The organism is Brevundimonas naejangsanensis, from assembly GCF_000635915.2.
In the GTDB taxonomy this organism is placed as follows: Bacteria; Pseudomonadota; Alphaproteobacteria; order Caulobacterales; family Caulobacteraceae; genus Brevundimonas; species Brevundimonas sanguinis.
Genome location: NZ_CP015614.1, coordinates 2,909,725 through 2,933,847, shown reverse-complemented (window position 1 = coordinate 2,933,847; position 24,123 = coordinate 2,909,725). Strand labels below are relative to the sequence as shown.

General features: G+C 67.8%; 18 protein-coding genes. 9 read left to right on the top strand and 9 right to left on the bottom strand.

The window, feature by feature from the left end:
- Positions 1-83 precede the first annotated feature (83 nt).
- The gene (locus tag DA69_RS13970) at positions 84-2,417 is read left to right on the top strand and encodes a S8 family peptidase (RefSeq protein WP_235599174.1); all 2,334 of its coding nucleotides are present in this window, start codon (positions 84-86) and stop codon (positions 2,415-2,417) included.
- A gap of 233 nt (positions 2,418-2,650) precedes the next feature.
- Here the strand turns inward: DA69_RS13970 and DA69_RS13965 are convergent, their stop codons facing one another.
- Complete coding sequence (locus tag DA69_RS13965) at positions 2,651-3,823, bottom strand: acetyl-CoA C-acetyltransferase (protein WP_025978665.1); 1,173 nt, start codon at positions 3,821-3,823, stop codon at positions 2,651-2,653.
- A 180-nt stretch (positions 3,824-4,003) separates the two neighbouring features.
- Between DA69_RS13965 and trhA the strand changes: the two genes are divergently transcribed.
- The 3 genes from trhA (at position 4,004) to DA69_RS13950 (ending at position 5,773) form a co-directional block, all read left to right on the top strand.
- Positions 4,004-4,699, top strand: a complete 696-nt coding sequence (gene trhA, locus DA69_RS13960; RefSeq protein ID WP_025978664.1) for a PAQR family membrane homeostasis protein TrhA — start codon at positions 4,004-4,006, stop codon at positions 4,697-4,699.
- Between the two features lie 78 nt (positions 4,700-4,777).
- On the top strand, positions 4,778-5,401 hold the full coding sequence (phaR, locus tag DA69_RS13955) for a polyhydroxyalkanoate synthesis repressor PhaR (RefSeq protein ID WP_025978663.1): 624 nt from the start codon (positions 4,778-4,780) through the stop codon (positions 5,399-5,401).
- 6 nt (positions 5,402-5,407) lie between these two features.
- Positions 5,408-5,773, top strand: coding sequence for a hypothetical protein (locus DA69_RS13950; RefSeq protein WP_025978662.1), 366 nt, complete (start codon positions 5,408-5,410; stop codon positions 5,771-5,773).
- A 355-nt stretch (positions 5,774-6,128) separates the two neighbouring features.
- On the opposite strand, the gene DA69_RS13945 is transcribed toward DA69_RS13950, so the two are convergent.
- Positions 6,129-6,866, bottom strand: coding sequence for a glycosyltransferase family 2 protein (locus tag DA69_RS13945; protein WP_025978661.1), 738 nt, complete (start codon positions 6,864-6,866; stop codon positions 6,129-6,131).
- A gap of 104 nt (positions 6,867-6,970) precedes the next feature.
- On the opposite strand from DA69_RS13945, the gene DA69_RS13940 reads away from it, so the two are divergent.
- The 3 genes from DA69_RS13940 to DA69_RS13930 all read left to right on the top strand — a co-directional run bounded on the left by DA69_RS13940 (position 6,971) and on the right by DA69_RS13930 (position 10,681).
- Complete coding sequence (locus DA69_RS13940; RefSeq protein ID WP_025978660.1) at positions 6,971-8,644, top strand: ArnT family glycosyltransferase; 1,674 nt, start codon at positions 6,971-6,973, stop codon at positions 8,642-8,644.
- Positions 8,644-9,570 (top strand): hydroxymethylglutaryl-CoA lyase, encoded by a 927-nt coding sequence (locus DA69_RS13935; RefSeq protein WP_025978659.1) that lies wholly within the window; start codon positions 8,644-8,646, stop codon positions 9,568-9,570. The genes DA69_RS13940 and DA69_RS13935 overlap by 1 nt, the downstream gene beginning before the upstream one ends.
- Positions 9,571-9,658: 88 nt before the next feature.
- Positions 9,659-10,681: a class I SAM-dependent methyltransferase gene (locus tag DA69_RS13930; protein ID WP_025978658.1), complete on the top strand. Its 1,023-nt coding sequence runs from the start codon at positions 9,659-9,661 to the stop codon at positions 10,679-10,681.
- Here the strand turns inward: DA69_RS13930 and DA69_RS13925 are convergent.
- Positions 10,631-11,890 carry a tetratricopeptide repeat protein gene (locus DA69_RS13925; RefSeq protein ID WP_025978657.1) on the bottom strand — a complete coding sequence of 420 codons (1,260 nt, stop codon included), beginning with the start codon at positions 11,888-11,890 and terminating at the stop codon, positions 10,631-10,633. The two genes, DA69_RS13930 and DA69_RS13925, sit on opposite strands and share 51 nt — an antisense overlap.
- Before the next feature lie 86 nt (positions 11,891-11,976).
- On the bottom strand, positions 11,977-15,087 hold the full coding sequence (gene putA, locus DA69_RS13920; protein ID WP_025978656.1) for a bifunctional proline dehydrogenase/L-glutamate gamma-semialdehyde dehydrogenase PutA: 3,111 nt from the start codon (positions 15,085-15,087) through the stop codon (positions 11,977-11,979).
- Positions 15,088-15,347: 260 nt separating this feature from the next.
- Between putA and DA69_RS13915 the strand changes: the two genes are divergently transcribed.
- The gene (locus DA69_RS13915) at positions 15,348-16,433 is read left to right on the top strand and encodes a glycosyltransferase family 4 protein (RefSeq protein ID WP_025978655.1); all 1,086 of its coding nucleotides are present in this window, start codon (positions 15,348-15,350) and stop codon (positions 16,431-16,433) included.
- Positions 16,434-16,440: 7 nt separating this feature from the next.
- On the opposite strand, the gene DA69_RS13910 is transcribed toward DA69_RS13915, so the two are convergent.
- On the bottom strand, positions 16,441-16,929 hold the full coding sequence (locus DA69_RS13910) for a hypothetical protein (protein WP_025978654.1): 489 nt from the start codon (positions 16,927-16,929) through the stop codon (positions 16,441-16,443).
- 365 nt (positions 16,930-17,294) lie between these two features.
- Between DA69_RS13910 and DA69_RS13905 the strand changes: the two genes are divergently transcribed.
- Positions 17,295-20,222 carry a TonB-dependent receptor domain-containing protein gene (locus DA69_RS13905; RefSeq protein ID WP_025978653.1) on the top strand — a complete coding sequence of 976 codons (2,928 nt, stop codon included), beginning with the start codon at positions 17,295-17,297 and terminating at the stop codon, positions 20,220-20,222.
- A gap of 69 nt (positions 20,223-20,291) precedes the next feature.
- Here the strand turns inward: DA69_RS13905 and DA69_RS13900 are convergent, their stop codons facing one another.
- The 4 genes from DA69_RS13900 to phnC all read right to left on the bottom strand — a co-directional run bounded on the left by DA69_RS13900 (position 20,292) and on the right by phnC (position 24,054).
- Positions 20,292-21,362 carry a substrate-binding domain-containing protein gene (locus tag DA69_RS13900; protein WP_025978652.1) on the bottom strand — a complete coding sequence of 357 codons (1,071 nt, stop codon included), beginning with the start codon at positions 21,360-21,362 and terminating at the stop codon, positions 20,292-20,294.
- Positions 21,363-21,440: 78 nt separating this feature from the next.
- Complete coding sequence (phnE, locus tag DA69_RS13895; protein WP_025978651.1) at positions 21,441-22,256, bottom strand: phosphonate ABC transporter, permease protein PhnE; 816 nt, start codon at positions 22,254-22,256, stop codon at positions 21,441-21,443.
- The gene (phnD, locus tag DA69_RS13890; RefSeq protein WP_025978650.1) at positions 22,253-23,263 is read right to left on the bottom strand and encodes a phosphate/phosphite/phosphonate ABC transporter substrate-binding protein; all 1,011 of its coding nucleotides are present in this window, start codon (positions 23,261-23,263) and stop codon (positions 22,253-22,255) included. The genes phnE and phnD overlap by 4 nt, the downstream gene beginning before the upstream one ends.
- Entirely contained in the window at positions 23,260-24,054 is a 795-nt protein-coding gene (phnC, locus tag DA69_RS13885) for a phosphonate ABC transporter ATP-binding protein (protein WP_025978649.1), read from the bottom strand. Before phnC ends, phnD begins: the two co-directional genes overlap by 4 nt.
- Between the last annotated feature and the right edge of the window lie 69 nt (positions 24,055-24,123).

Here is a 24,123-nt window from a genome sequence, read left to right as displayed (position 1 = left end):
TTCCCAAGCGGCGCTGTCGAAACAGGCTCGTCAATCGTTCCGAAACCGGCCTAATGGCCCAATAGGTTTCGGAAGAGGGAACCATGGCTGTTCATCGACTGCGGCGGATCGCGATCTCGATCAGCGTCCTGGGCTTGCTGGCGACGCCGCTGGCCGCTTGCGGCGGGGGCGGAGGGGGTGGTGGAGGCGGCATCGTCACGCCCACGCCTCCACCGCCGCCGCCGCCACCGCCGCCGCCGCCTCCTCCACCACCGCCCCCGCCACCCCCTCCGCCGATCCCGTCGGAAGCCTCGCGCGAATACCAACGCAACTGGGGCGTGGCCGATGCTCAGGCCATCGCCGCCTGGCGCACGGGCGCGACCGGGCGCGGCGTCACCGTCGGGGTGGTGGATTCCGGCATCCGCATGAACCATCAGGACCTGGGCGCGAACATCTCGCCCCTGTCCACAGACATCGTCGCCGGTCGCAACGAGCGCGAGGGCGAGGACCGGCACGGGACGCGGGTGGCCAGCGTCATCGCCGCGCCCTTCAACAACTACGGCACGGTCGGAGTGGCCTTCAACTCGACCATCCTGTCGGTCCGAGCCGACGTCAGCGACTGCGCCAAACCCGAAGACAAGATGTGCTTCAAAAGCAGCGACCTGGCGCGCGCGCTGGATTACGCGGTTCAGAACGGGGCGCGGGTGATCAATCTATCGCTCGGCGGCGAAGGCCCGCTGGGCGCCCAGTTCGAGGCGGCCCTGCTGCGCGCGATCAATGCGGGCGTGGTCTTCGCCATCGCCTCGGGCAATGAGGAGGGCGCCAACCCCGAATGGCCCGGCCGCTACGCCAGCGATCCGCGTTTCGCCGGCGCCATCATCGTCACGGGGGCGCATGACCAGGCCCAGCAGATCGCCGCCTTCTCCAACCGCGCCGGCGTGTCGCAGAACGCCTTCCTGTCCGCGCCCGGCGTCGACGTCATTGTCGACTGCGAGGACGAGGGCTGCTGGCGGGTGAACGGCACCTCCTTCGCCTCGCCCGCCGTGGCGGGGGCGCTGGCCCTGCTGCTGGAGGCCTTCCCCAACCTGACCGGACGGCAGGCCATCGACATCCTGCTGCGCACCGGGCGCGAGGCGGGCGATGCGGGAACCGACATCGTCTACGGCCGCGGCCTGCTGGACATCGCCCGCGCCTTCCAGCCGGTGGGCGCGACCTCGGCGCCGATGGCGACCGGGGCGGCGGTGAATATCGCGCTGGAGCCCGGCGCCCATGTCGGCGGACCGTTCGGCGACGCCCTGGGCCGCACGGGGGCGCTGAGCACCATCGCCTATGACGAATATGAGCGGCTGTTCCGCGTGGACCTGGGCGCCGCCTACGGCCCCGCGCCGCGCCGCAGCTATCAGCCCAGAAATCCGACGCCGATGCAGCAGTCGCAGGTGACGCTGGATGCGCCGGGCGGGACGCGTCTGTCGCTGGCCGCCGCCACGCCGGTGGCCGTGCCCGAGCCGGTGGTCGCCCGCTACACCCCGTTTGACGCGCCGTGGCTGGGCGACGAGACGCGCAGCGAGGCTCTGTTCGACGTGCAGGCGGGTCCGCTGTCCCTGACCGCCTGGCAGGGTCAGGGCGGCGCCAGCTCGCCCTTCCGCAGCGGGTCCGGCGACGGTTTTGTGGCCCTGACCCAGGCGGACCACGCCCTGCGCGGGGGGCTGAAGCTCGGCGCCCTGACCTTCAGCGCCGAGACCGGGTCGGGCGACCGCCGCGCGCCGCTGCGTCCGGTCGAGCGCGACGCCTCGACCTACGCCCGCGCCGGGCTGGACTGGCGTTTTGCAGGCGAGGAGCAGGATCGCGGCGGCCAAGACCGAGGGGGCCTGTCGTTCAGCGTCGGGTCTCTGGACGAAGGGATGGGGCCGCTGGGCGCCTATCTGCCGACGCGCTCGGACTTCGCCCTGCCGTCGCGCACCCGCTTTGCGGCGGTCGGGGCGGATGTGGCGCTGGGACGCGGTTTGACCCTGTCGGGCGAGGCGGGCCTGGGCCGCACCGAGCTGGAGGGGCGGTTCCTGCATCTGTCCGCCCCGGCGCTCAGCTCGACCTGGCGCATCGCCCTGCAGTCGGCCTGCCCGTCCTGGTCAATCGCAAAGGCGCTGGGCTGCAGCAGCCTGAGCTGGGAAATTTCCCAGCCGCTGCGGATCGAGGACGGGACGTTCAGCGCCTTCCTGGCCGATGCGCCGTTGGAGTATTTCGACCCGGTGACCTTCTCGGAGCGGCGCTTCTCGGCCGCGCCGTCGGGACGGCAGATCGACTTCAGCGTCCGCAGCCTGCACGCCCTGCCCGGCCGGTCGTGGCTGCAGCTGGAGGCCGTGGCCAGCCGCGAAGAACAGCACCGCGCCGACGCCCCGACCGGCTACGCCCTGCTCGGCAGCTGGCGGCGAGGGTTCTGAGACGCGCTATTTTTCCTCCCCACAGCGTGGGGAGGGGGACCGCGTAGCGGTGGAGGGGCTGTCCGCGCGCTGACGCGAACAGATGGCGAGACGGCGAGCTGATTCTGACAGGCCAGCGCCCATAGCTGGCCCCTCCACCACTTCGTGGTCCCCCTCCCCATTGCATGGGGAGGAAAGCAAAAAGGCCGGCGATCGCTCGCCGGCCTTTGCTGTTTCAGCCTGTAGCTTCGCGCTTAGCGCTCGACGCACAGGGCCACGCCCATGCCGCCGCCGATGCACAGGGTGGCCAGACCCTTCTTGGCGCCCGAGCGCTTCATCTCGTGCAGCAGGGTGGTCAGGACGCGGGCGCCTGACGCGCCGATGGGGTGGCCGATGGCGATGGCGCCGCCGTTGACGTTGACCTTGGCCGGGTCGAGGCCCAGCTCCTTGACCACGCACAGCGACTGGGCGGCGAAGGCCTCGTTAGACTCGATCAGGTCCAGATCGGCGACGGTCCAACCGGCCTTCTCCAGCGCCTTCTTCGAGGCCGGGATCGGGCCCGTGCCCATGATGGCCGGATCGACGCCCGCCGTGGCCCACGACGCGATGCGGGCCAGCGGCTTCAGACCGCGCGCCTTGGCTTCATCAGCGCTCATCAGCACCAGCGCCGCTGCGCCGTCGTTGATGCCCGAGGCGTTGGCGGCCGTCACCGTGCCGTCCTTGACGAAGGCGGGCTTCAGCTTCTGCATCGCCTCCAGGGTGGCGCCGTGGCGGATGTATTCGTCCTGATCGACCACCACGTCGCCCTTGCGCGTGGAGATCGTCACCGGCGCGATTTCATCGACGAACTTGCACGCCTTCTGCGCGGCCTCGGCCTTGTTCTGGGAGGCGACGGCGAAATCGTCCTGAGCCGCGCGGTCGATCGACCATTTCTCGGCGATGTTCTCGGCCGTCTGGCCCATGTGATAGCCGTGGAAGGCGTCGGTCAGGCCGTCCAAGATCATGGTGTCCTTCAGCGCCAGATCGCCCATCTTCTGGCCGGTGCGAATCTGCTGGGCATGCGGCGACTGGCTCATGCTTTCCTGACCGCCGGCGACGACGATCTTCGCATCGCCCTGCACGATCTGCTGATAGGCCAGGGCGACGGCGCGCAGGCCCGACCCGCACAGCTGGTTCAGGCTCCAAGCCGGCGTCTCATTGGCCAGGCCGGCGCCGATGGCGGCCTGACGCGCCGGGCCCTGGCCCGCGCCGGCCTGCAGCACCTGGCCCAGGATCACCTCGTCCACATCGGCGGGCGCAACGCCCGCGCGCTCCAGCGCCGCCTTGATGGCGACCTCGCCCAGCTTGGAGGCCGGCAGGGTCGACAGGGCGCCGAGGAAGGAGCCGACCGGCGTGCGGGCGGCGGAGACGATGACGACGTCGGTCATTTTTATTCACTCCCTGGAGAAATCTTGGCGGGGTTGTGCCGCATTCGGCCGCGGCCGTCACCTGTTGCGATGCAGCAATCAGCAAAACGTCATCGCCGCGTCGCAGCAAGAGCCGGGAACGATGGCCGCAGACGCGCTTTGAAACAGGGAAGGAGACGTCGCCCCGTTGAGAGTTCGTCCATGCTGAAACATCTGGCCCGCCGCATCTGCACCCCCGACGAGCTCGACATGATCGAGCATTATCAGACGCGCGCCGAGCGCATGGCCGACCTGTGGGTTCACCTGATCGGGCTGGCCTTGGCGGTGGCGGGCGGCGTGGTGCTGGCGGTGCTGGCCAGCGTCTATGCAGGCGTCGGCGCGGCGGTTTCGACGGCGATCTACGCCCTGTGTCTCGTGGCCATGCTGGCGGCCTCGACCGTCTACAACCTGACCCATCCCTGCGCCGCGCGGCCAGTGCTGCGGCGGCTGGACGAGGCGGCCATCTTCCTGATGATCGCGGGCAGCTACACGCCGTTCACGGCGGTGCGCTTCGAGGGGGCCTGGTCTGTCGGATTCACCGCCGCCGTCTGGACGATGGCTTTGGTCGGCGCAGCGGTGAAGATGCTGGCGCCGCGCCTGTCGGACGCCTTCTGGAGCGTGATCTACGTCCTGTTCGGCTGGGTGGCGGTGTTCGCGCTCAAGCCGATGATCGAGACGGTGCACCCGCTGGCGCTGAGCCTGCTGGTCGTCGGCGGGCTGATCTACACGTCCGGCGTCTTCGTCTTCGTCAGGCAGAAGGTGAAGTTCCGCCGCGCCATCTGGCACGGCTTTGTGGTGACGGGCGCGGGCGTCCACTGGGCAGCCATCTTGATCGGCGTGGTGCTGGTCAACGGCTGAGCCGACTAGGAAAGACGGGACTCGCCTTCGCCGCCGCAATGCGGGATGCTTGGGCGTTGCAACATCGCGAGAACAAGCGTGGCCGACAAGAAATCCGAGGGCGGAAAAACCCGTGACGGCATGGTCGTCATCAAGAAATATGCAAACCGGCGGCTCTATAACACCGCCACCAGCGCCTATGTGACGCTGGACGATCTGGCGCGGATGGTGCGCGAAGGCGTGGAATTTACCGTCCATGACGCCAAGACCAACGACGATCTGACGCGCCAGATCCTGACCCAGATCATCTTCGAGGAGGAGAGCCGGGGCGAGGCCCTGCTGCCGGTGCAGTTCCTGCGTCAGCTGATCGGCTTCTACGGCAACTCCATGCAAGGGGTGCTGCCGTCCTATCTGGAGATGTCGCTGGACAGCTTCACCCGCCAGCAGGAGCAGTTGCGCGGCCAGTTCACCCGCGCCTTCTCTGCGGCGCCCGGCGGCAATCTGATGGAAGAAGCCGTGCGCCAGAACATGGCCATGTTCGAGCGCGCCATGCGGATGTTCCCCGGCTTCGCCCATGCCCGCGCCGAAGACGAAGCGGCGGAGGCGTCGCCCGCCGAAGCCAAGACGGCGCCGGCCAAGGACGACGCGGCCCTGGACGAGATGCGCCGCCAGATGGACGAGATGCGGGCTCAGATCGACCGCCTCGCCCAGTCCAAGGACTGAACCGGGATGACGGACGAGATCCGTCCGATCGGCGCGGCGGGCCCGATGAACGACCCCGTGGTCGATGAGCGGGGCGACAAGGACCGTCGCCGTCGCGAGCGGCGTCGCGCGCGCGCCCTGGTCCCGACCGAGGCCGAAGCGGCGGATCAGGCGGCCGATCCTGCCGCCTCCCCGGCAAAGCCTGCCGTCACCCCGCCCCCGCCGCCCGCCGCCTTCGCCGCTCAGGTGCTGGGCCAGTCAGGGCAGAAGCGCGGGCTGAAGGGCGGCGCTCCGGTGCTGGACGCGGCGCGCACCACCTATCTGGGCCGGGAATATTCAGGGCGGCACGACCGGCGCCCCTCGCCGGGTCGGGCGCGCAAGACCGAGATCTGACGGCGACTGGCGCCTGAATTGCGAGGACGCAGGCTCAACCGTCTTCGGATCGCGCCATGCCCGCCGTTCTCAGCCTCGCCGCCCGCCTGTTCGACGCCACCGTGGTGGCGGTGATCTTCCTGGCGTTCAGCTAGGGGGCGATGGCGCCCCCGCCCACTGCCCCGGCATCCTCCCCACTGTCCCCTACACTCCGCCGTCATCCTCGGGCTTGACCCGAGGATCGAGCACAGCAGCGTGCTCACGGTCGACCGTTGAGCAGACGGACAACTGGATCGTCGGGTCAAGCCCGAGGATGACGGGGTGGTGGAAGGAAGGGCGTGAGAGCAGGCCGCTCATGAGCGAAGCGACCGCCGCCTCAGAACTCCGTCACCGCCCCCGGTCGGCGCGAGCGCGACTTCAGCCACATCACGCCCAGCAGGTCCGAGAAGGACGCCCGCAGCCGGCCCCAGTTGGTGTATTTCGACCGGCCCGTCTCGCGGTGGCGGTGATCGACCTCGAGGTAGCGGTTCTCATACCCCTCGCGGATCATCAGGGCGGGCAGATAGCGGTGGATGTGATCGAAGTAGGGCAGGCGCAGGAAGACGTCGCGGCGGAAGGCCTTCAGCCCGCAGCCGGTGTCGTCGGCGTCGTCGCCCAGCAGTTTCCTGCGGATGCGGTTGGCCCATAGCGACGCCTGGCGCTTGGCGTTGCTGTCCTGACGCTTGGCGCGCACGCCGCCGACCAGGGCGACGCTGGGCGGGGCGGCGATCAGGGCGTCGACCAGGCGCGGGGCGTCGGCGGGCGGGTTCTGGCCGTCGCCGTCCAGGGTGACGATGATCGGCGCCCGCGCGGCCAGGACGCCGGTGCGCACCGCCCGGCTCTGCCCCGCGTTGGTTCCGTGCGACAGCACCCGCAGGGCGGGCAGTTCGGCCATCGCCGCCTGCAGCTCGGCCAGGGTGGAGTCCCGGCTGGCGTCGTTGACGAAGATCATCTCATAGGACCGCCCGGCGAAGGCCTCGGCGATTTCGCGCGCCAGGGGCACGGCGGCGCCGGATTCATCATGCACGGGCACGACGACGGAAATGTCGGGCGAGGAAGCGGAGCGGTCGGTCATCGGCCTTCCTTAGCGCAGGCCGCGCCTCGGCGAAACGGCGCGTCCACAGCCGTCGCACAAGGCGAAGCTTCCGGACGCCGCGTCCGGCGTGATACGAGTGCGCCATGAACCGCCCGAACCTGGATCATTACATCGCCGGCTGGCGCGGCCCTGTCCTTGCGGCCCTGCTGGCCCTGATCGCCGGCCTGCCCGGCCTGCTGCTGCTGCCGCCGCTGGACCGGGACGAGAGCCGCTTCGCCCAGGCGACGGCCCAGATGCTGGAAGGCGGCGACTATGTCGACATCCGCTTCCAGGACGATCCGCGCTGGAAGAAGCCCATCGGCATCTACTGGATGCAGGCCGCCGCCGTGGCCGTGACTTCGGACGTCGAGGACCGCACCATCCAGCCCTATCGCCTGCCGTCCCTGCTGGGCGCCATGCTGGCGGCCTGGGCCGTGGCCTGGGCGGGCGCCGCCCTGTTCGGCAACAGGGCGGGCTTCCTGGCCGGCGTGATGCTGGGCGCGACCTTCCTGCTGTCGACCGAGGCGGGCATCGCCAAGACCGACGCCATGCTGGCGGGTCTGACCACCCTGTCGATGGCGGCGCTGGCGCGCATCTACATGTCCACGCGGGCGGGCGAGAAGTCGAACCGGCTGCACAAGCTGCTTTTCTGGGTCGGGATCGGCCTGTCCATCCTGATCAAGGGACCGATCGGCCTTCTGGTCGTGGCGCTGGCCGTCATCGCCCTGTCGATCTGGGACCGCAACATCAAATGGCTGGGGCAGTTGGGATGGGGCTGGGGCCTGCCGCTGACGGCCCTGCTGGTCGGGCCCTGGGCCATCGCCATCACCATCGCCACCGACGGCGGCTTCTGGCGCGAAGCCATCGGCGGCGACCTGGCGCCCAAGATCGCGGGCGCGCACGAAAGCCACGGCGGCTTCCCCGGCATGTATGTGCTGTTGTCGCCGCTGCTGCTGTTCCCCGTCACCCTGATGCTGCCCGCCGCCCTGTCGACGGGCTGGCATCGCCGGGCCGAGCCGGCGATCCGCTTCGCCGTCTGCTGGCTGGTCCCGGCCTGGCTGATGTTCGAACTGGCCCCGACCAAGCTGTGGCACTACACCCTGCCCACCTTCGGCGCGATCGCCCTGCTGGCCGCCGCCGCCCTGACCCAGCCGATCGGCAAGGTGTCGCGGGTGACCGGCGCCTTGCTGGGCCTGTTCGCGGCCGTGGTCATCTGCCTGATCACCGTCTACGGCCTGACCGAGTTCGGCCGCTCGACCGCCCAGACTTGGGCCACCGTCACCATCGTCTTCGCCGTCATGGCCGCGGCGGTCGGAGGCTTCCTGCTGGTCAACCGCGCGGCGATCACCGGGGTGCTGATCGCCGTCGTCTTCGGCATTCTGGCCCATGCGGGCCTGGCAGGGACCATCCGCCAGCTGCGCCCGCTGTCGATCGCGCCGCGCCTGGTGCAGACGCTGGACTCGGCCGAGCTGAACCCCGCCCAGGGCCGCTATCCGGGGCCGGTGGCCATCACCACCTTCCATGAGCCCAGCTTCGTCTTCCTGACCGGCAAGGACACCCAGCTGACCGACGGCGCCGGCGCCGCCCGCGCCCTGGCCGAGGGTCGTCCGGCCATCGTCGAGGCCCGCGACGACGAGGCCTTCCGCCGCGCCCTGGCCGACCTGGGCGCCGCCGGGCGGGCCGTCGGCGTGGTCACCGGCCACAACTATTCCTCGGGCGACGACGTGCGCCTGACCGTCTACGCGCCGGCGGGTTCAGGCGACAGGAGCGCGCGCTGATGGGACGTTTCATCCAGATCGTCGAGGTCGGGCCGCGCGACGGCCTGCAGAACGAGAAGACGGTGCTGGAGCCCGCCGTGCGCGCCGACTTCGTCCAGCGGCTGGAGGCGGCCGGGGCGAAACGCATCGAGGCGGTCAGCTTCGTCCACCCCAAATACGTGCCCCAGATGGCGGGCGCCGAAGAGGTCATGGCCGCCCTGCCCCGCCTTGAGGGCCGCAGCCGCATCGGCCTCGTCTTGAACGGCAAGGGCTACGACCGCGCTCTGGGCACGGCGGTGGACGAGGTCAACGTCGCCATGTCCGCCACCGACGGCTTCGGCCTGAAGAACCAGGGCCTGACCGTCGACCAGCAGGTGCAGATGCTGGCCGACATCATGGCGGGCCGCGCCAATGCAGACGGCGCGCCCGGCGCGACGCCGAAGCTGTCGGCCACCCTGTCCTGCATCTGGGGCTGTCCGTTCGACGGCGAGGTTTCAGTCCAGCAGGTCGGCGACCTGGTCGCCCGCATCGCCGCGCTCGGCGTCGAGGAGATCGCCCTGGCCGACACCATCGGCGTCGGCGATCCGTGGAGCGTGACCAAAAAGGTCGAGGCCGCCCGAAAGGCCGCGCCGGATGCGACCCTGCGCCTGCATTTCCACGACACCCGCAACACCGGCCTGGCCAACGCCTACGCCGGCGTCGAGGCCGGCGTCGACGTGCTGGACGCCTCGGTCGGCGGCATCGGCGGCTGCCCCTTCGCGCCTGGCGCGACCGGCAACATCGCCACCGAGGATCTGGTCTACATGCTGGAGCGCGCGGGCTATTCAACCGGCTACGACCTGGACGCCCTGATCGAAACCGCCCGCTGGATCGGCGCCCAGATCGGCAAGCCCAACCCCAGCGCGCTCAGCCGTGCGGGCGGATGGCCAATCCGCTCAGCGTCCTAGGCCGTCGCTGGTTGCGCCTGCGAGTGCGCCTGCCTATAGGCCGACGGTGACATTTTTCGTCCCTTAGTTGGATCGGAGCTTCCCTCTCTTGACCTCCTCCCAAGGCTCTCTCGGCGTCGCAGCCCGGATCGATCGTTTTTTCCGCAGGCTGTATCACCTGCCGCGCGAGCTTCGGATCGTCGACAGCAAGGTCACGCGCATCGAAGCTGATCTGGCGGCCCACATCCGAGAGGTGCGTCTGCTGCTGAGCTCCCTCGTCACGCCCGAGCGGGAAATCTGGCACGACGCGCTGCTGCCGAACGGAGAGGGTCCGGGCTCTGGCGTATTTCCCACCGGCGCCCTGTGCCGCGAGGAAGACTTCAGCCAAGCCTATTTCAGTTACTGGAGCACGCGGCTGGCCGAGCCGCTGCGTTATCACCGCAAGCTATGGGAGTTCGTCTTCATCTGTCAGGCGCTGTGGGAGCGCGGGGCTGTCGTTTCAGGCCATCGTGGTCTTGGCTTCGGCGTCGGCGTCGAACCGCTGGCGGCCTTCTTCGCCTCTCAGGATTGCCGCATCCTGGCCACCGACCTGGCGGCCACCGAGGCCATCGATCTGGGATGGACGGAAACCAATCAGCACGCGGCTGGCAAGGTCGCCCTGCGCAAGCCTTGGGTCTGTCCCGACGATCTGTTTGACCGAAACGTCGAGTTCCACGAATGCGACATGAACCACATCCCGGCCGATTACGTCGATTTCGACTTCTGCTGGTCGGCCTGCGCCTTGGAACACCTGGGCAGCATCGAACACGGCCTAGCCTTCATCGAGCGCTCCATCGACTGCCTCAAACCGGGCGGATGGGCTGCGCACACGACCGAGTTCAACGTCAGTTCCGACGATATCACAGTGGACCATCAGCCGACGGTCCTCTTCCGTCGCCGCGACATCGAGGGCCTGCTCCAGCGACTGCGAGCCAAGGGGCATAACGCTGTCGCCGTGAATTATGACGCTGGCGTCGGTGTCCTGGACCAATTCATCGACGTTCCCCCCTACCGCGAACAGCCGCACTTGAAGATGGCGCTGTCAGGCTTCGCCACGACCTCGATCGGCATCCTGGTCCAGCGCGGCGGATGACGTCCGCGTGCGCGACAAGGCCCGCGCCAGTCTGACTATCCAACGTCTCGCCACGCTTTTTGCGCGGATGATTGCATGCAATCGTATCTCGCGGCGATAGGTCCGCATCAGCTTGCGATAACGCTTGCGGTGAGGATCCAGTGCGATCGCCCGTTCTAGAGCAGCCACGGCGGCCGTGTTCTCGCTACCAGCCCACAACAAGGCGCTTTCCCAGGCATGGAGGTGAGCCAGATGCGGCATCGCCTCGACCGCCTCGCGCGCGTGGGCAAGCGCTTCGGGATGGCGCCCTCCCGCAAAGAGGACTTCGGTGTAGGGGACCAGGTAGTTCGGGTCGCGATTGGTCGCGTCCATGATCCTTTCAAACTGCTCTACGGCCTCGTCATGACGCCCTGCCCGAGAGAGCAGCTTGGCCAGCGCCATGCTCGCCAACGGACTGCCTGGGCTGACCTCAACCGAACGCCGCGCCAACGACAGCGCCAGTTCACGACGATGCTCGGGCTGGTTCAAGGCGAGGTTCGACACGTAGACCCCACTCGTGCGCCGCAGGCGGCGCGCCTTGAGAGCGAACGTGTCGGCCTCCAACTCACCCGACAGGGTTTGGAGAACCAGACCCTTAAGAAGCCCGACCTCGCCCAGATAGGTGGTGGCGGGATGAGAGACGTGGTGAAGGCGAATCGGCACGATGTCGATATCGCGCTGGATCAGAGCGATCTGCAGACCGTCCTCCTTGGAGGGATCGAACACCACCACCGGCCGAACCTGGCAGACGATGCGGCCATCGATCCCGGGCAGCCAGCGAATCCGCTGACTGTCCTGCAGCCACCGCTTCTCGAAAGGCGCCTTCTTTGGGTCGATCGAATACTGCGGCGAGATCGCAAGCACGGCGTTGGCGCCGGCGGCGTCGGCGAAGCGCAGGGCCGCATAGCCGCCCATGCTGGAGCCATAGGTCATGACCCGTTCCGCGCCCGCCGTCGCCTGACGCACGGCCTGCATGGCGGCCGGCATCTCAGGGTATTGATACCAGTCCTCGCGCACGCCCATCACATGGATGGCGGAGATGCCTGCGTTGCGCAGGAACTCCTCGCCGAAGCCGGGGCGATCGAACCCGTGGCCGATCCCGTAGTTGTCGAACGTGACCACCCAGCGGCTGAGGTCCGAAGCAGGGACGCTGCGGACGACGACATTGTCGCTGCGGAAAAGGTCAGACATTCGAGCTCCTTGCCGATCTCCTTAGACTGATTTTTGGCAAGGCGATAAAAATACGGCGCGTCGCTGAGGCGACGCGCCGACATCCTTTAGAGATTCAGCAGCGCCGGGTCCCCGCCCTGGGCGGCGATGTTGATGCTGATGGCTTTCTCGGCGGCGTAGCGGATCAGACTGTTGGGGCCGCCGGCCTTGGGGCCGGTGCCGGACAGGCCTTCGCCGCCGAAGGGCTGGACGCCGACCACCGCGCCGATGATCGAGCGGTTGACGTAGACGTTGCCCGCCGGGACCAGCTCCATCACCTCGCGGGCGAAGGCGTCGATGCGGCTGTGGACGCCCAGCGTCAGGCCGAAGCCGCGCGCCGCCAGCTTGCCGGCCACCGTCTCCAGATCCTTCGGGTCGTAGCGGTAGACGTGCAGGATCGGGCCGAAGACTTCGCGTTCCAGGAAGTCCGGGGTCGGGATCTCGGCGATGACCGGGGCGAACAGGTCGCCCTTGTCGGCGCCCGCCGGCAGTTCGGCGCGGGCGATGATCTTGGCTTCCTTGGACAGACGCTCGACGTGGGCTTCCAGGTTCGCGCGGCTTTCGGCGTCGATCACCGGGCCGATGTCGGTCTTCGCGTCGGTCGGATCGCCGAGCACCTGGGCGGCCAGCGCGCCCTTCAGGCCCTCGATCAGGGCGTCGGCCGAATCCTTGGGCGCATAGAGGATGCGCAGGGCCGAGCAACGCTGACCCGCCGAGCCGAAGGCCGACAGGATGACGTCGTCGATGATCTGTTCCTTCAGCGCCGTGGTGTCGACGAACATGCCGTTCAGGCCGCCCGTCTCGGCGATGAAGGGGATGATGGCGCCCGGGCGCGCGGCCAGGCCGCGGTTAATGGCGTTGGCGGTGTCGGTGCCGCCAGTGAAGGCCACGCCGTCGATGCCCGGATGGTTGGTCAGGGCCACGCCGACGGTCTCGCCGCGACCGGGAACCAGGGCCAGCAGGTCGGGGTTCAGACCGGCCTTGTAATAGAGGCGCACGGCTTCGGCGGCGATCAGCGGCGTCTGCTCGGCGGGCTTGGCCACCACGGCGTTGCCGGCGGCGAGCGCAGCGGCGATCTGGCCGGTGAAGATGGCCAGCGGGAAGTTCCACGGGCTGATGGCGGCGAAGACGCCGCGGCCGTGCAGGACCAGTTCGTTGGTCTCGCCGGTCGGGCCCTTCAGGGTCTGGCGGCCGCCGAAGTCGCGCTCGGCCAGCAGGGCGTAGTAGCGGCAGAAGTCGGCGGCTTCGCGCACCTCGGCCACGCCGTCGTTCAGCGTCTTGCCCGCTTCGCGCGACAGCAGGGCGACCAGACGGTCCAGTTCGGCTTCCAGAGCGTCCGCCATGGCGCGCAGCACCGGGGCGCGGCCCGCGCCGCCCAGACGGTCCCAGGCGACCTGGGCCTCGGCGGCGGCGTTGACGGCGGCGTCGACGTCCTCGACCGAGGCTTCGGAGACATGGCCCAGCACGCGGCTGCGGTCATAGGGGTTGGTGACGTCCTGCGGGTTCACGCCCGCCCGGAGTTTTCCGCCGATGATCGGACCGGCGGTCAGCTTCTCGCTGTCGACGCGCTCCAGGGCCGCCGCATGAAGCTCGCGGTCGGAAGCCTGCGAATAGTCGCGGCCGAGGGAGTTCTTGCGGTCACCGTAGATGTTCATGGGCACAGGGATCTTCGGATGGCGATCGGGCTGGGCCTCGACCGAGGTGATGGGATCGGCGGCCACGTCGGCCGCAGGCACGCGCTCGTCCAGCAGGGCGTGGACGAAGGAGGAGTTGGCGCCGTTTTCCAGCAGACGGCGCACCAGATAGGGCAGCAGTTCCTCGTGGCCGCCGACGGGGGCGTAGGCGCGCACGACGACATCGCCCCACTCGACCTTGGCGCCGTCATACAGCGCCTCGCCCATGCCGTGCAGGCGCTGGAACTCGATGGTCACGCCGCGATCGGCGGCCATGCGGTGCACGGCGGCCAGGGTGTGGGCGTTGTGGGTGGCGAACTGCGAGAAAATATAAGGCGAGGCCTCGATCAGCGCCTTGGCGCAGACGAGATAGTTCAGGTCGGTCGCCGGCTTGGTCGTGAACACCGGATAGTCGGTGCGGCCGTTGACCTGGGCCAGCTTGATTTCGGTGTCCCAATAGGCGCCCTTGACCAGGCGCACCATCAGGCGACGGCCCGACGACTTGGCCAGTTCGGCCAGCTTGGCCACCGTCTCGGTCGTGCGCTTCTGATAGGCCTGAACGGCCAGGCCCAGGCCCTGCCAGTCGCCCAGCGCCGGTTCGCGCGCCAGCCGCTCCAGCAGCTTCAGCGACAGGGCCAGACGGTCGGCCTCTTCGGCGTCGATGGTGTAGTTGATGTCGTATTTGGCGGCGATCAGCGCCAGGCGCAGGATGCGGGGATAGAGCTCCTCCCACACCCGGTCCTCCTGCACCGCCTGATAGCGCGGCGACAGGGCCGACAGCTTGACCGAGACGCCGTGGCCGCGCTCGGGGCCTTCGCCCTTGGCGGTCTTGCCTACGGCCTCGATGGCGTCGGCGTAGATCTTTTCATAGCGTTCGGCGTCGGCGGCGGTGCGGGCGCCCTCGCCCAGCATGTCGAAGCTGCACAGCCAGTTTTCGCGGTCGGAACGCTTCAGCGCCGCCTCGATGGTGCGGCCGACGACGAACTGCTCGCCCATGATCTTCACGGCGGTGGCGACGGCCTGGCGGATGACCGGCTCGCCCAGGCGCCCGGCGATACGCTTGAGGAAGTTCGGCAGGTCGCTGCGCGCTTCATCGTCGACGTCGACCAGCTTGCCGGTCAGCATCAGGCCCCAGGTCGAGGCGTTGACGAACAGGCTGTCCGACTGACCCAGGTGCGAGGCCCAGTCGGCCGAGCCGATCTTCTCGGCGATCAGGCGATCGCGGGTGTCGGCGTCAGGCGTGCGCAGCAGGGCCTCGGCCAGACACATCAGCGCCAGACCTTCGCGGGTGCCCAGGGAGAACTCCTGCAGGAAGCTCTCGACCACGCCCTGGCGCTTCTGGCTCTTGCGGGCGCTTTCGACCAGGCCAATGGCGTCGTTCAGGACCGCCGCGCGACCGTCAGGCGTCAGGGGTTCGGCGGCCAGCAGCTCGGCCACCACCTCACGTTCGTCCCGGTACTTGTTCCGGTCCAGCTCATCCCAATGGCGAAGATCGGTCGGCGTCATGAAATCCATCCTGTGAATTTCTGGATATATGGTCAGTGCGCCCGAATGTGCATCGCATGATCACCCATAACTCCGCGTAAGCTTCGGGGTACGCTCGTCATTCCAGGGGAAACCGGCGCCCGGACGGGGGTGCGCGCGGAGATGATCATCTGTCGAGACGAAAACCCTCTGCACAGCGCAATATCATGCCGTCTCGCCTTCGTCATGCGGAGCGTCTAGAAGTTTCACCTTCGCGAACGGCTCAAGGCCCTATCGACTTCATGCGCATTGTTCTGGTCACCGACGCTTGGGAGCCTCAGGTCAACGGCGTCGTCCGCACCCTGACCCGCACCGTGGCCGAATGCCGCGCCATGGGTCATGAGGTGGAGGTCATCGAACCCAGCCAGTTCAAGACCATTCCCTGCCCGACCTATCCGGAGATCCGGCTGGCCCTGGGCGCCGAGGAAGAGATCCGCGAACGCCTGCGCGCCTTCGAGCCCGAGGCCGTCCACATCGCCACCGAAGGTCCGCTGGGCATCGCCACGCGGCGCATCTGCGTGGAGTGGAAGCTGCCCTTCACGACCAGCTATCACACCAAATTCCCGGAATACGTCTCGGCTCGTTTCCCGATCCCGGTTCAGGTCGGCTATGCCTATATGAAGTGGTTCCACAAGCCGTCGGGGCGGCTGATGGTGGCCACCCCGACCCTGCGCGACGAACTGGTCGAGCACGGCTTCAAGAACGTCTCGCCGTGGACGCGCGGCGTGGACACCGAGCTGTTCCGCCCCGACCTTGAACCGATCTACAAGGAGATGGGCGGCGACGCGTGGCCCCGTCCCTTCTTCCTCAACGTCGGCCGCGTGGCCGTCGAGAAGAACATCGAGACCTTCCTCGGCCTGGACCTGCCGGGCACCAAGATCGTCGTTGGCGACGGCCCGGCCCGCGCCGATCTGGAAGAGAAATACCCGGACGCCAAATTCCTCGGGGCCAAGTTCGGGGAGGAGCTGGCGCGCTGCTTCGCCGACGCCGACGTCTTCGTCTTCCCCAGCTGGACCGACACCTTCGGCCTGGTGATTCTGGAGGCGATGGGCACGGGCACGCCGGTCGCCGCCTATCCGGCGCATGGCCCGATCGACCTGATCCCCGGCTCGGGCGCCGGCTTCATCGACGACGACCTGAAGACCGCCTGTCTGAAGTGCCTTGAGCTCGACCGCAAAGACGTGCGCTCCTATGCTGAGAAGTTCAGCTGGCGCGCCTCGGCCGAGCAGTTCATCGAGAACCTGCAGCCCTATCCCGAGCCCGCGCGCGGCCGCTTCTGGCGCCGCCTGCGCCGGGTGGCGCGCCTGAGGCGACGCGCGGCGGCGTAGAGGCGCGCTAGTAGCGCTGGACGCGGACCGCGCGGCTGTTGCCCGTGGTCAGCATATAGCTGCCCAGCGCCGCCCGGCGCACCCTGACGGCCTGACCGGGCCTGTTCTGAAAACGGACGGGATCGAAGTCCACCTGGCCCCATTGGGAGCCGTCCCCCAAGTGGAACCGCCACTTGCCGTCGACCTGCTGAACGGCGCGATCCAGCGTGGTTTCGATAGCCTCGACGCGATCGTGGTCTGCGGCGCCGAACAGCGCGCCCATGGCCGGCGCTGCAAACCCGAACAGCTGCCGCCTCAACTCCGTGACCTTGCCGCGATCGACCACGACGAGGTCCCCGGCTGTCTGCGCCGCCGCCAGCCTATCCGTCACGGCGTCATAGCAATCGACGCGCGCGAGCTTGTCCTCAATCCGGCGGCAGTCCAGCAGGGGGGTCAGCCGGTCCGATCCAGCCTGGGCCTGAGCCGCGGCGGAACCTCCCGCCCCCCAGACCAGCATTATCGCGACTGCTGAAAAAGCAGCCGTTTCCTGGCGCCTTAGCCGCAGATTTCTGAAAAATTTTGGCACGAAACCCTCCCTAGCCGGCCTAATCAAATCTGGCATCAATGCGGCTAATATGTGCTCAATTAGAGACACAGAAGACCTCGTTATATCCGCCATCGCCTTTGACATAGCGAAGACTGACATAACGCGCCTAACATTTGATCGAGATTGATCCGTTATCAATGCTCACGATGTCGATGTCGAAGACCTGATCGATAAAGTCCTTGGGAACCCCATAGGACAGGGCAGACAAGAGGAGGCTTCCTTTGAGTACCTTCATTAATCGCAAGCATTTGCTTGCATCAACGATCATCACAGGCATGACGATCGCGGCCTTCGCGGGCCCGGCCGCCGCGCAGTCGGCCCAGGAAGAAGCGGCCCGAGTGGGCGACATCATCGTCACCGGGTCACGCATTCCTCAGCCCAACCTGACTACGACCAGCCCCGTGACCCAGGTGACCGGCGAGGACATCGACGTTCAGGGCGTCACTCGGGTCGAAGACCTGGTGAATCAGCTGCCCCAGGCCTTCGCGGCGCAGAACTCGACCGTCTCGAACGGCGCCTCGGGCACCGCCAGCGTGGACCTGCGCGCGCTCGGACCTGACCGGACGCTGGTCCTGATCGACGGGCGCCGGATGGGCTACGGCTCGCCGAACGACACGGCCGCCGACCTGAACCAGATTCCGGGCCAGTTGGTCGAGCGTGTCGAGGTCCTGACGGGCGGCGCGGCCGCCGTCTACGGTTCAGACGCCATCGCCGGCGTCGTGAACTTCATCATGCGCAAGAATTTCCAAGGTCTGCAGATCGACGCGCAGTACGGCTTTAACCAGCACAACAACGACTATGACGGCCCCGGCAACCTGCGCCGCGTCATCGAGGGCCGCGCCAGCGGCAACCCGTCGCAGTTCCGACTGCCCGACGACAATGTGATGGACGGCTTCAGCCGCGAGGTCACCATCGCCATGGGCGTCAACGCCCCGGATGATCGCGGCAACCTGACCGCCTACGCCGGTTGGCGTAAGAACAACAAGATCCTGGGCCGCGATCGCGACTATTCGGCCTGTTCGCTGGGCGGTGAAGCCGGGGACGACTTCACCTGCGGCGGCTCGTCGACCAACGCCACCGGCCGCTTCCTGTCGCTGGAAAACGGCGCGAACCTGACCGTGGCCGACGGCGGCGGCTTCCGCAACTACACGGGCAACGACGCCTACAACTTCGGGCCGCTGAACCACTTCCAGCGCCCCGATGAGCGCTACACCCTGGGGGCCTTCGGCAACTATCAGGTCAACGACAAGATCGAGGCCTTCACCAGCCTGTCGTTCAGCGACTACAGCACGGTCGCCCAGATCGCCCCGTCGGGCATCTTCTTCGGCGGCGGCACCTCGGCCAACGGCGGCTACAACATCAGCTGCGACAACCCCCTGCTCAGCGCCGCTCAGGCGGCCGGTCTCGGGTGCGCCGCCGGCGTCGAAACCGTCGAGGTTCTGGTGGGCCGACGCAACGTCGAAGGCGGCGGCCGTCAGGACGACATCAGCTCGCAGAACTATCGCGGGGTGGTGGGCATCCGCGGCGACCTGGACGACGCGTGGAGCTACGACATCGCGGCGACCTATTCGAAGGTCCAGCTGAGCCGTATCTACCGCAACGAGTTCTCCAACATCCGCATCGGCCGCGCCCTGGACGTCGCCATCGACCCCGCCACGGGTCAGGCCGCCTGCGTCTCGGCCATCGATCCGGACGGCCCGACCGGCCCGCTGGCTCCGGTCGACGCCGCCTGCGTGCCCTACAACCTCTACTCGCCAGACGGCGTGACGCAGGAAGCCCTCAACTACATCCAGGTGGCCGGCCTTCAGCGCGGCAAGACCGAGCAGCAGGTTCTGACGGCCGCCATGACCGGCGACCTGACGAAGTACGGCTGGGCCAGTCCCTGGGCCGAGCAGGGTCTGCAGGTGGCCTTCGGGGCCGAATACCGTCGTGACAAGCTCGACGCCGCTTCGGACGTGGCCTTCCAGACCGGCGACCTGGCCGGTCAGGGCGGACCCACCCCGAACGTCTCCGGCTCGGTTCAGGTCTACGACCTGTTCGGCGAGTTCCGGATGCCGCTGATCGAGGGCCAACCCCTGGCCGAGCAGGTGTCCATCAACGGCTCCTATCGTCGGTCCACCTACGACAAGTTCAACTCGGACGCCTATGGCCTGGGCCTCGACTGGGCGCCGGTGCAGGACATCCGCTTCCGCGCCAGCTTCGCCCGCACCACCCGCGCGCCGAACGTGGTCGAACTGTTCCGGCCGGAAGGCCTGAACCTGTTCGACTCCGACGGCGATCCTTGCGGCCCCAACCCGACGGCCAGCCTGACGCAGTGCGTCGCCACCGGCGTGCCTGCGGCCCAGTACGGTCTGGCGACGGACGCAGGCGGCCTACTGGAAAGCCCGGCCGGTCAGTACAACTTCCTGCAGGCCGGCAACCCCGACCTGGCGCCGGAAACCGCCGACACCTTCACCATCGGCACGGTGTTTACGCCGTCGTTCGCCCCCGGCCTGAACATCTCGGTCGACTACTACTCGATCAAGCTGAAGGACCGGATCGACATCATCGATCCGCTGGTGACCCTGGAACGCTGCTATGAGAACGACGACCCGGCCGCTTGCGCCCGCATCGTCCGCAGCGATATTGGCACCTTGTGGACCACCGGCGGCTATGTGGAGGCGTTCAACACCAACATCGGCGGGCTAGAAACCTCCGGCGTCGATGTGAACGTCAACTACGGCTTGGAGCTGGAGCGCTTCAACCTCAGCGAATACGGCAAGCTGGCCTTCAACTTCGTCGGTTCGTGGTTGGAGAAGCTGGAGACTGATCCGGGCGAAGGCGTCACCCCGTATGACTGCGTCGGCTTCTTCGGCAATGAATGCGGCACGCCCAAGAACGAATGGCGTCACCGCGCTCGCGTCACCTGGCAGACGCCGTGGAGCAGCGACCTCTCGCTGACCTGGCGCTACTACGGCGGAGTTGACAATCTGGGCGGGACCGATCGCCTGGACGGCTCGTTCGACGCCCAGAACTACCTCGACCTGGCCGGCACCTGGCAGGTTCGCGAGAACCTGCGCCTGCGCGCAGGGGTCAACAACATCCTCGATCGCGATCCGCCGCTGTCCTACAGCGTCGGCACGACGGGCAACAACAACACCTATCCGCAAACCTACGACGCGATGGGTCGCTACATCTTCGTGGGCCTGACCGCCGACTTCTAAGCAGTCGCCTGCAAATGAAAGGCCCGGCGAGGAGACTCGCCGGGCCTTTTTTTTGGGATGGGGCGCTCTTTAGTTCGGGCGCGACATCGAGGTCATGGCCGCCGCCTTGGCGCGTTCGGCCGCCAGCTGGTCGGCGGGCAGCGGCACCAGGCCGCGGTCCTGCAGATAGCCGCCGCGACCGGCCGAGCCGTCGGACATGAACTCCTGTACGAACTGTTCCAGGCCCGGCGTCACGCCGATGTGGGCTTTCTTGACGTAGATGTAGAGGCTGCGGGCCAGCGGATAGGAGCCGTCGGCGATGGTGGCGACCGAGGGGGCCACGCCGTCGATGGTCTCGGCCTTCACCGTGTCCATGTTCTGCTCAAGGAAGGAGAAGCCGAACACGCCCAGCGAGCCCGGCGTGCGGGTCAGGGTCTGGACGATGGCGTTGTCGTTCTCGCCCGAGTCGACCCAGGCGCCGTCTTCGCGCAGGGTGTGGGCGATGGTCTCGAAGCGGGTCTTGTCCTGCTTCTCGATGGCGGCGACGGCCGGGATCAGCTTGGCGCCCGGCGCCATGCCCAGCTCCAGGAAGGCGTCGCGCGTGCCCGAGGTCGGCGGCGGGCCATAGACCTGGATGCGGGTGGCCGGCAGGGCCTTGTTGACCTCGTTCCAGGTCTTGGCCGGGTTGGCGATCAACTGGCCGTCGGCGCCCGGCACGTCCTTGCCCAGGGCCTCGTAGAGGTCGTTGAGCTCGAGGTTGAAGCTCTGGCCGGTGCGGGCCGTGGCGACGACGATGCCGTCATAGCCGATCTTGAGCTCGACGATGTCGGTGACGCCGTTGGCGACGCAGCGGTCGAACTCGCTGGCCTTCATCGGGCGCGAAGCGTTGGCGATGTCCGGGGTCGACGGGCCGATCCCCGAACAGAAAGCCTGAATGCCGCCGCCGGTGCCCAGGGCCTCGACCCGAGGCGACGATCCGCCGCCGTTGCGGGAGAAGGTTTCCGCCACGCGGGTGGAGAAGGGGAAGACGGTCGAGGAGCCGGCGGCCCAGATGCCCGTGCGGGCCTTCTGCGAACCGGGGGCGCCGCCCTCGTTGTCGCCGCAGGCCGCCAGGGCCAGCAGGGCGGCCGCGCAGGCCGTAAACTTCAGTGTGCGGATCATGGCCGGACCTTCTCCAGTCGTCAGTGTGCGACGCTTAAAGCAGGAGAGTGTGACGGTCCGGCCAGACCTTTGTGACAGTCAGAGCAAACGTCGACGCATCGCCTGCGAAAGGAAGTCGATTAGGGTCACCGCGACGATGACCACGATGACCACGGCCGAAACGTCGCGGAAGGCGAAACCGTTCATGCGGTCGAACAGGACCTGGCCGATGCCGCCCGCGCCGATCAGGCCCAGGACGGTGGCCGAGCGGCTGTTCGATTCGAAACGGTAGAGGGCGAAAGAGGTCCACAGAGGCGCCACCTGGGGGATCACGCCCCAGACGATCTCGTGCAGCTTGGACGCGCCGGTGGCGCGCACGCCTTCGACCGGGCCCTTGTCGATCGACTCGACCGCTTCGGAAAACAGCTTGGCCAGAACGCCTGCCGTGTTCAGCGCGATGGCCAGGACGCCCGCCAGCGGACCCAGGCCCACGGCGACGACGAACAGCAGACCCATCACCAGATCGGGGATGGAGCGCAGCATGTTCATGATCCAGCGCACCGGCTGCACCACCCAGACCGGGGCGATGTTGCGCGCGGCGGCCAGGCCCATGGGCACGCCCAGGAAGATGGCCAGGAAGGTGCCCCACAGGGCGATCTGGATCGTCTCCCACATCTTGCCGACGAACAGGCGCCAGTCGGCGAAGTTCGGGCGCAGCAGGTCGGCGGCGAAGGTCTGGATATTGGACGAGTTGGTGATCAGGCGCGACAGATTGCCCAGATCCACAGCCTCGATGCTGATCAGCAGCAGGACGGCCAGACCGCCCCAGATCAGGATGTCCAGCGCCCAGGCGCCGGCCGATTTGGCGGGCGCCTTGGGAATGCCGGCGGCGGCGGTAAGCGAAGCGTCGGTCAAGGCTGGACCTCGCGCAGGCGACGCAGGCGTTGCAGTTCAGCCTCGGCGCGCGCGGCGCCGGCGGCGTCGCCCTTGGCCTTGGCCTCGGTCAGGGTCTGGTCTGCGATCATCTCGCGGACCGGGTTCAGATAGGATTCGTCGGCCGGGTTGAAGCCCGAATAGTTCAGGTCCTTCAGGATCTTGCGCTGGCGCTCGGCCTCGGCGCCCTCGCCCCGGCCATAGGTCAGGAAGAAGCCGCGGATCTTTTCCTTGATCGCCGGATCCAGGTCTTCGCGGATGACGATGCCCGCCTCCGGGATCGGGGGCGAGCGCCAGATTTCCTCAAGCTGAGCGGCGATCTGCGGGTTGGAGCGGCCGATGAAGACGGTGTTGATGGTGTTCGACGTCGCCACCTGCACCAGGCCGTTGGCCACGGCGAAGGAGTTGGCCTGGTGGTTGGCCGTGCGCACCGTCTTGAAGCACTCGTTCGGCACGACATTGTGCGGATTGAACAGGAAGGTCATCGGGGCCAGCGTGCCCGAGGTCGACAGGGCGTCGCCGATGCCGAAGTCGTATTTCTTGCCGCAGGCCAGCACGTCGTCCAGCGTGATGCCCGAGCCTTTTTTGACGATCAGGGTCGACTGGTAGGAATCGCGGCCTTCGGGGTCGACGATGCGGGCGACGACTTCGCCCTTGGAGCGTTCGATCGCCTCGATGGCGGTCTTGGCCGGGAACCAGGCGGCCTGGATCTGATTGCCGCGCATGGCCTCGACCAGCACGGTGTAGTTGGACGCGAAATAAGGCTTCACCGGCACGCCGACGGCCTTGGTCATGTCGTCCAGCAGCGGCTGCCACAGCGGACCGGAGGACGCCTGTCCCTCGGCCGGAAGGATGGCGAAGCTGATCTCGGACGGCGCGCCCTTGGCAGCGCCGGCCTTGTCGCCCTGGCCGCAGGCCGCGAGGCTGACGGCCAGGGCCGCGCCGGCGGCCAGGCCCAGCATCCGGCGGGTCAAGTTGGAATGGGTCATGCCTTGGCTTCCCAGAACGCGTCCTCGTATTCGGGACCGTAGATTTCAATCAGGCGCTTGGTGTCCAGGCCGGTCGAGGGCCCGTCGTAAACCACCTTGCCCTTCTGCAGGGCGACGACGCGGTCGCAGTAGCGGATGGCGTAGTCCACCTGGTGCAGGGTGACGATGACGCCCAGGCCGTCGCGCTTGTTCAGCTCGACCAGCAGCTCCATCACCTTGCGGGCCGACACCGGGTCCAGCGAGGCGACGGGTTCGTCGGCCAGAATGGCCTTGGCGCCCTGGACCAGGGCGCGGGCGATGGCGCCGCGCTGCTGCTGACCGCCGGACAGGGTGTTGGCGCGCTGGGCGGCGTATTCGGACACGCCGACGCGGTGCAGGGCCGCCATGGCCTTGTCCTTGTCCGCGCCCGGCCAGACGCCGAACAGGCCGCGCCAGGCGGGCAGACGGCCAAGCGCGCCCAGCATGACGTTGGAGAACAGGCTCAGCCGACCCACCAGATTAAACTGCTGGAAGATCATGCCCAGCCGTCCGCGCGCACGGCGCACGGCGCCCGTGACGCGGCCGTTCTGCTGAACGACATCGCCGAAAACCGAGATGGTCCCGCCGGGATCGATCGGGTGCAGACCCGTGATCGAACGCAGCAGGGTGGACTTGCCCGACCCTGAAGGACCGATCAGGGCGACCATTTCACCGGCGCCGACCTCGACGGACACGCCGTCGAGCGCCTTTCTGGCCCCGTAGGTCTTCGAGACGTCGCGGACAGAGGCGACGGCGGCTGTTGAAGAACTCATGAACCCATGGATGAGGTTGCGACAAAGGGGGCGCCGCATGACGCGAGATGGGCGCAAGGGCAAGTCTTA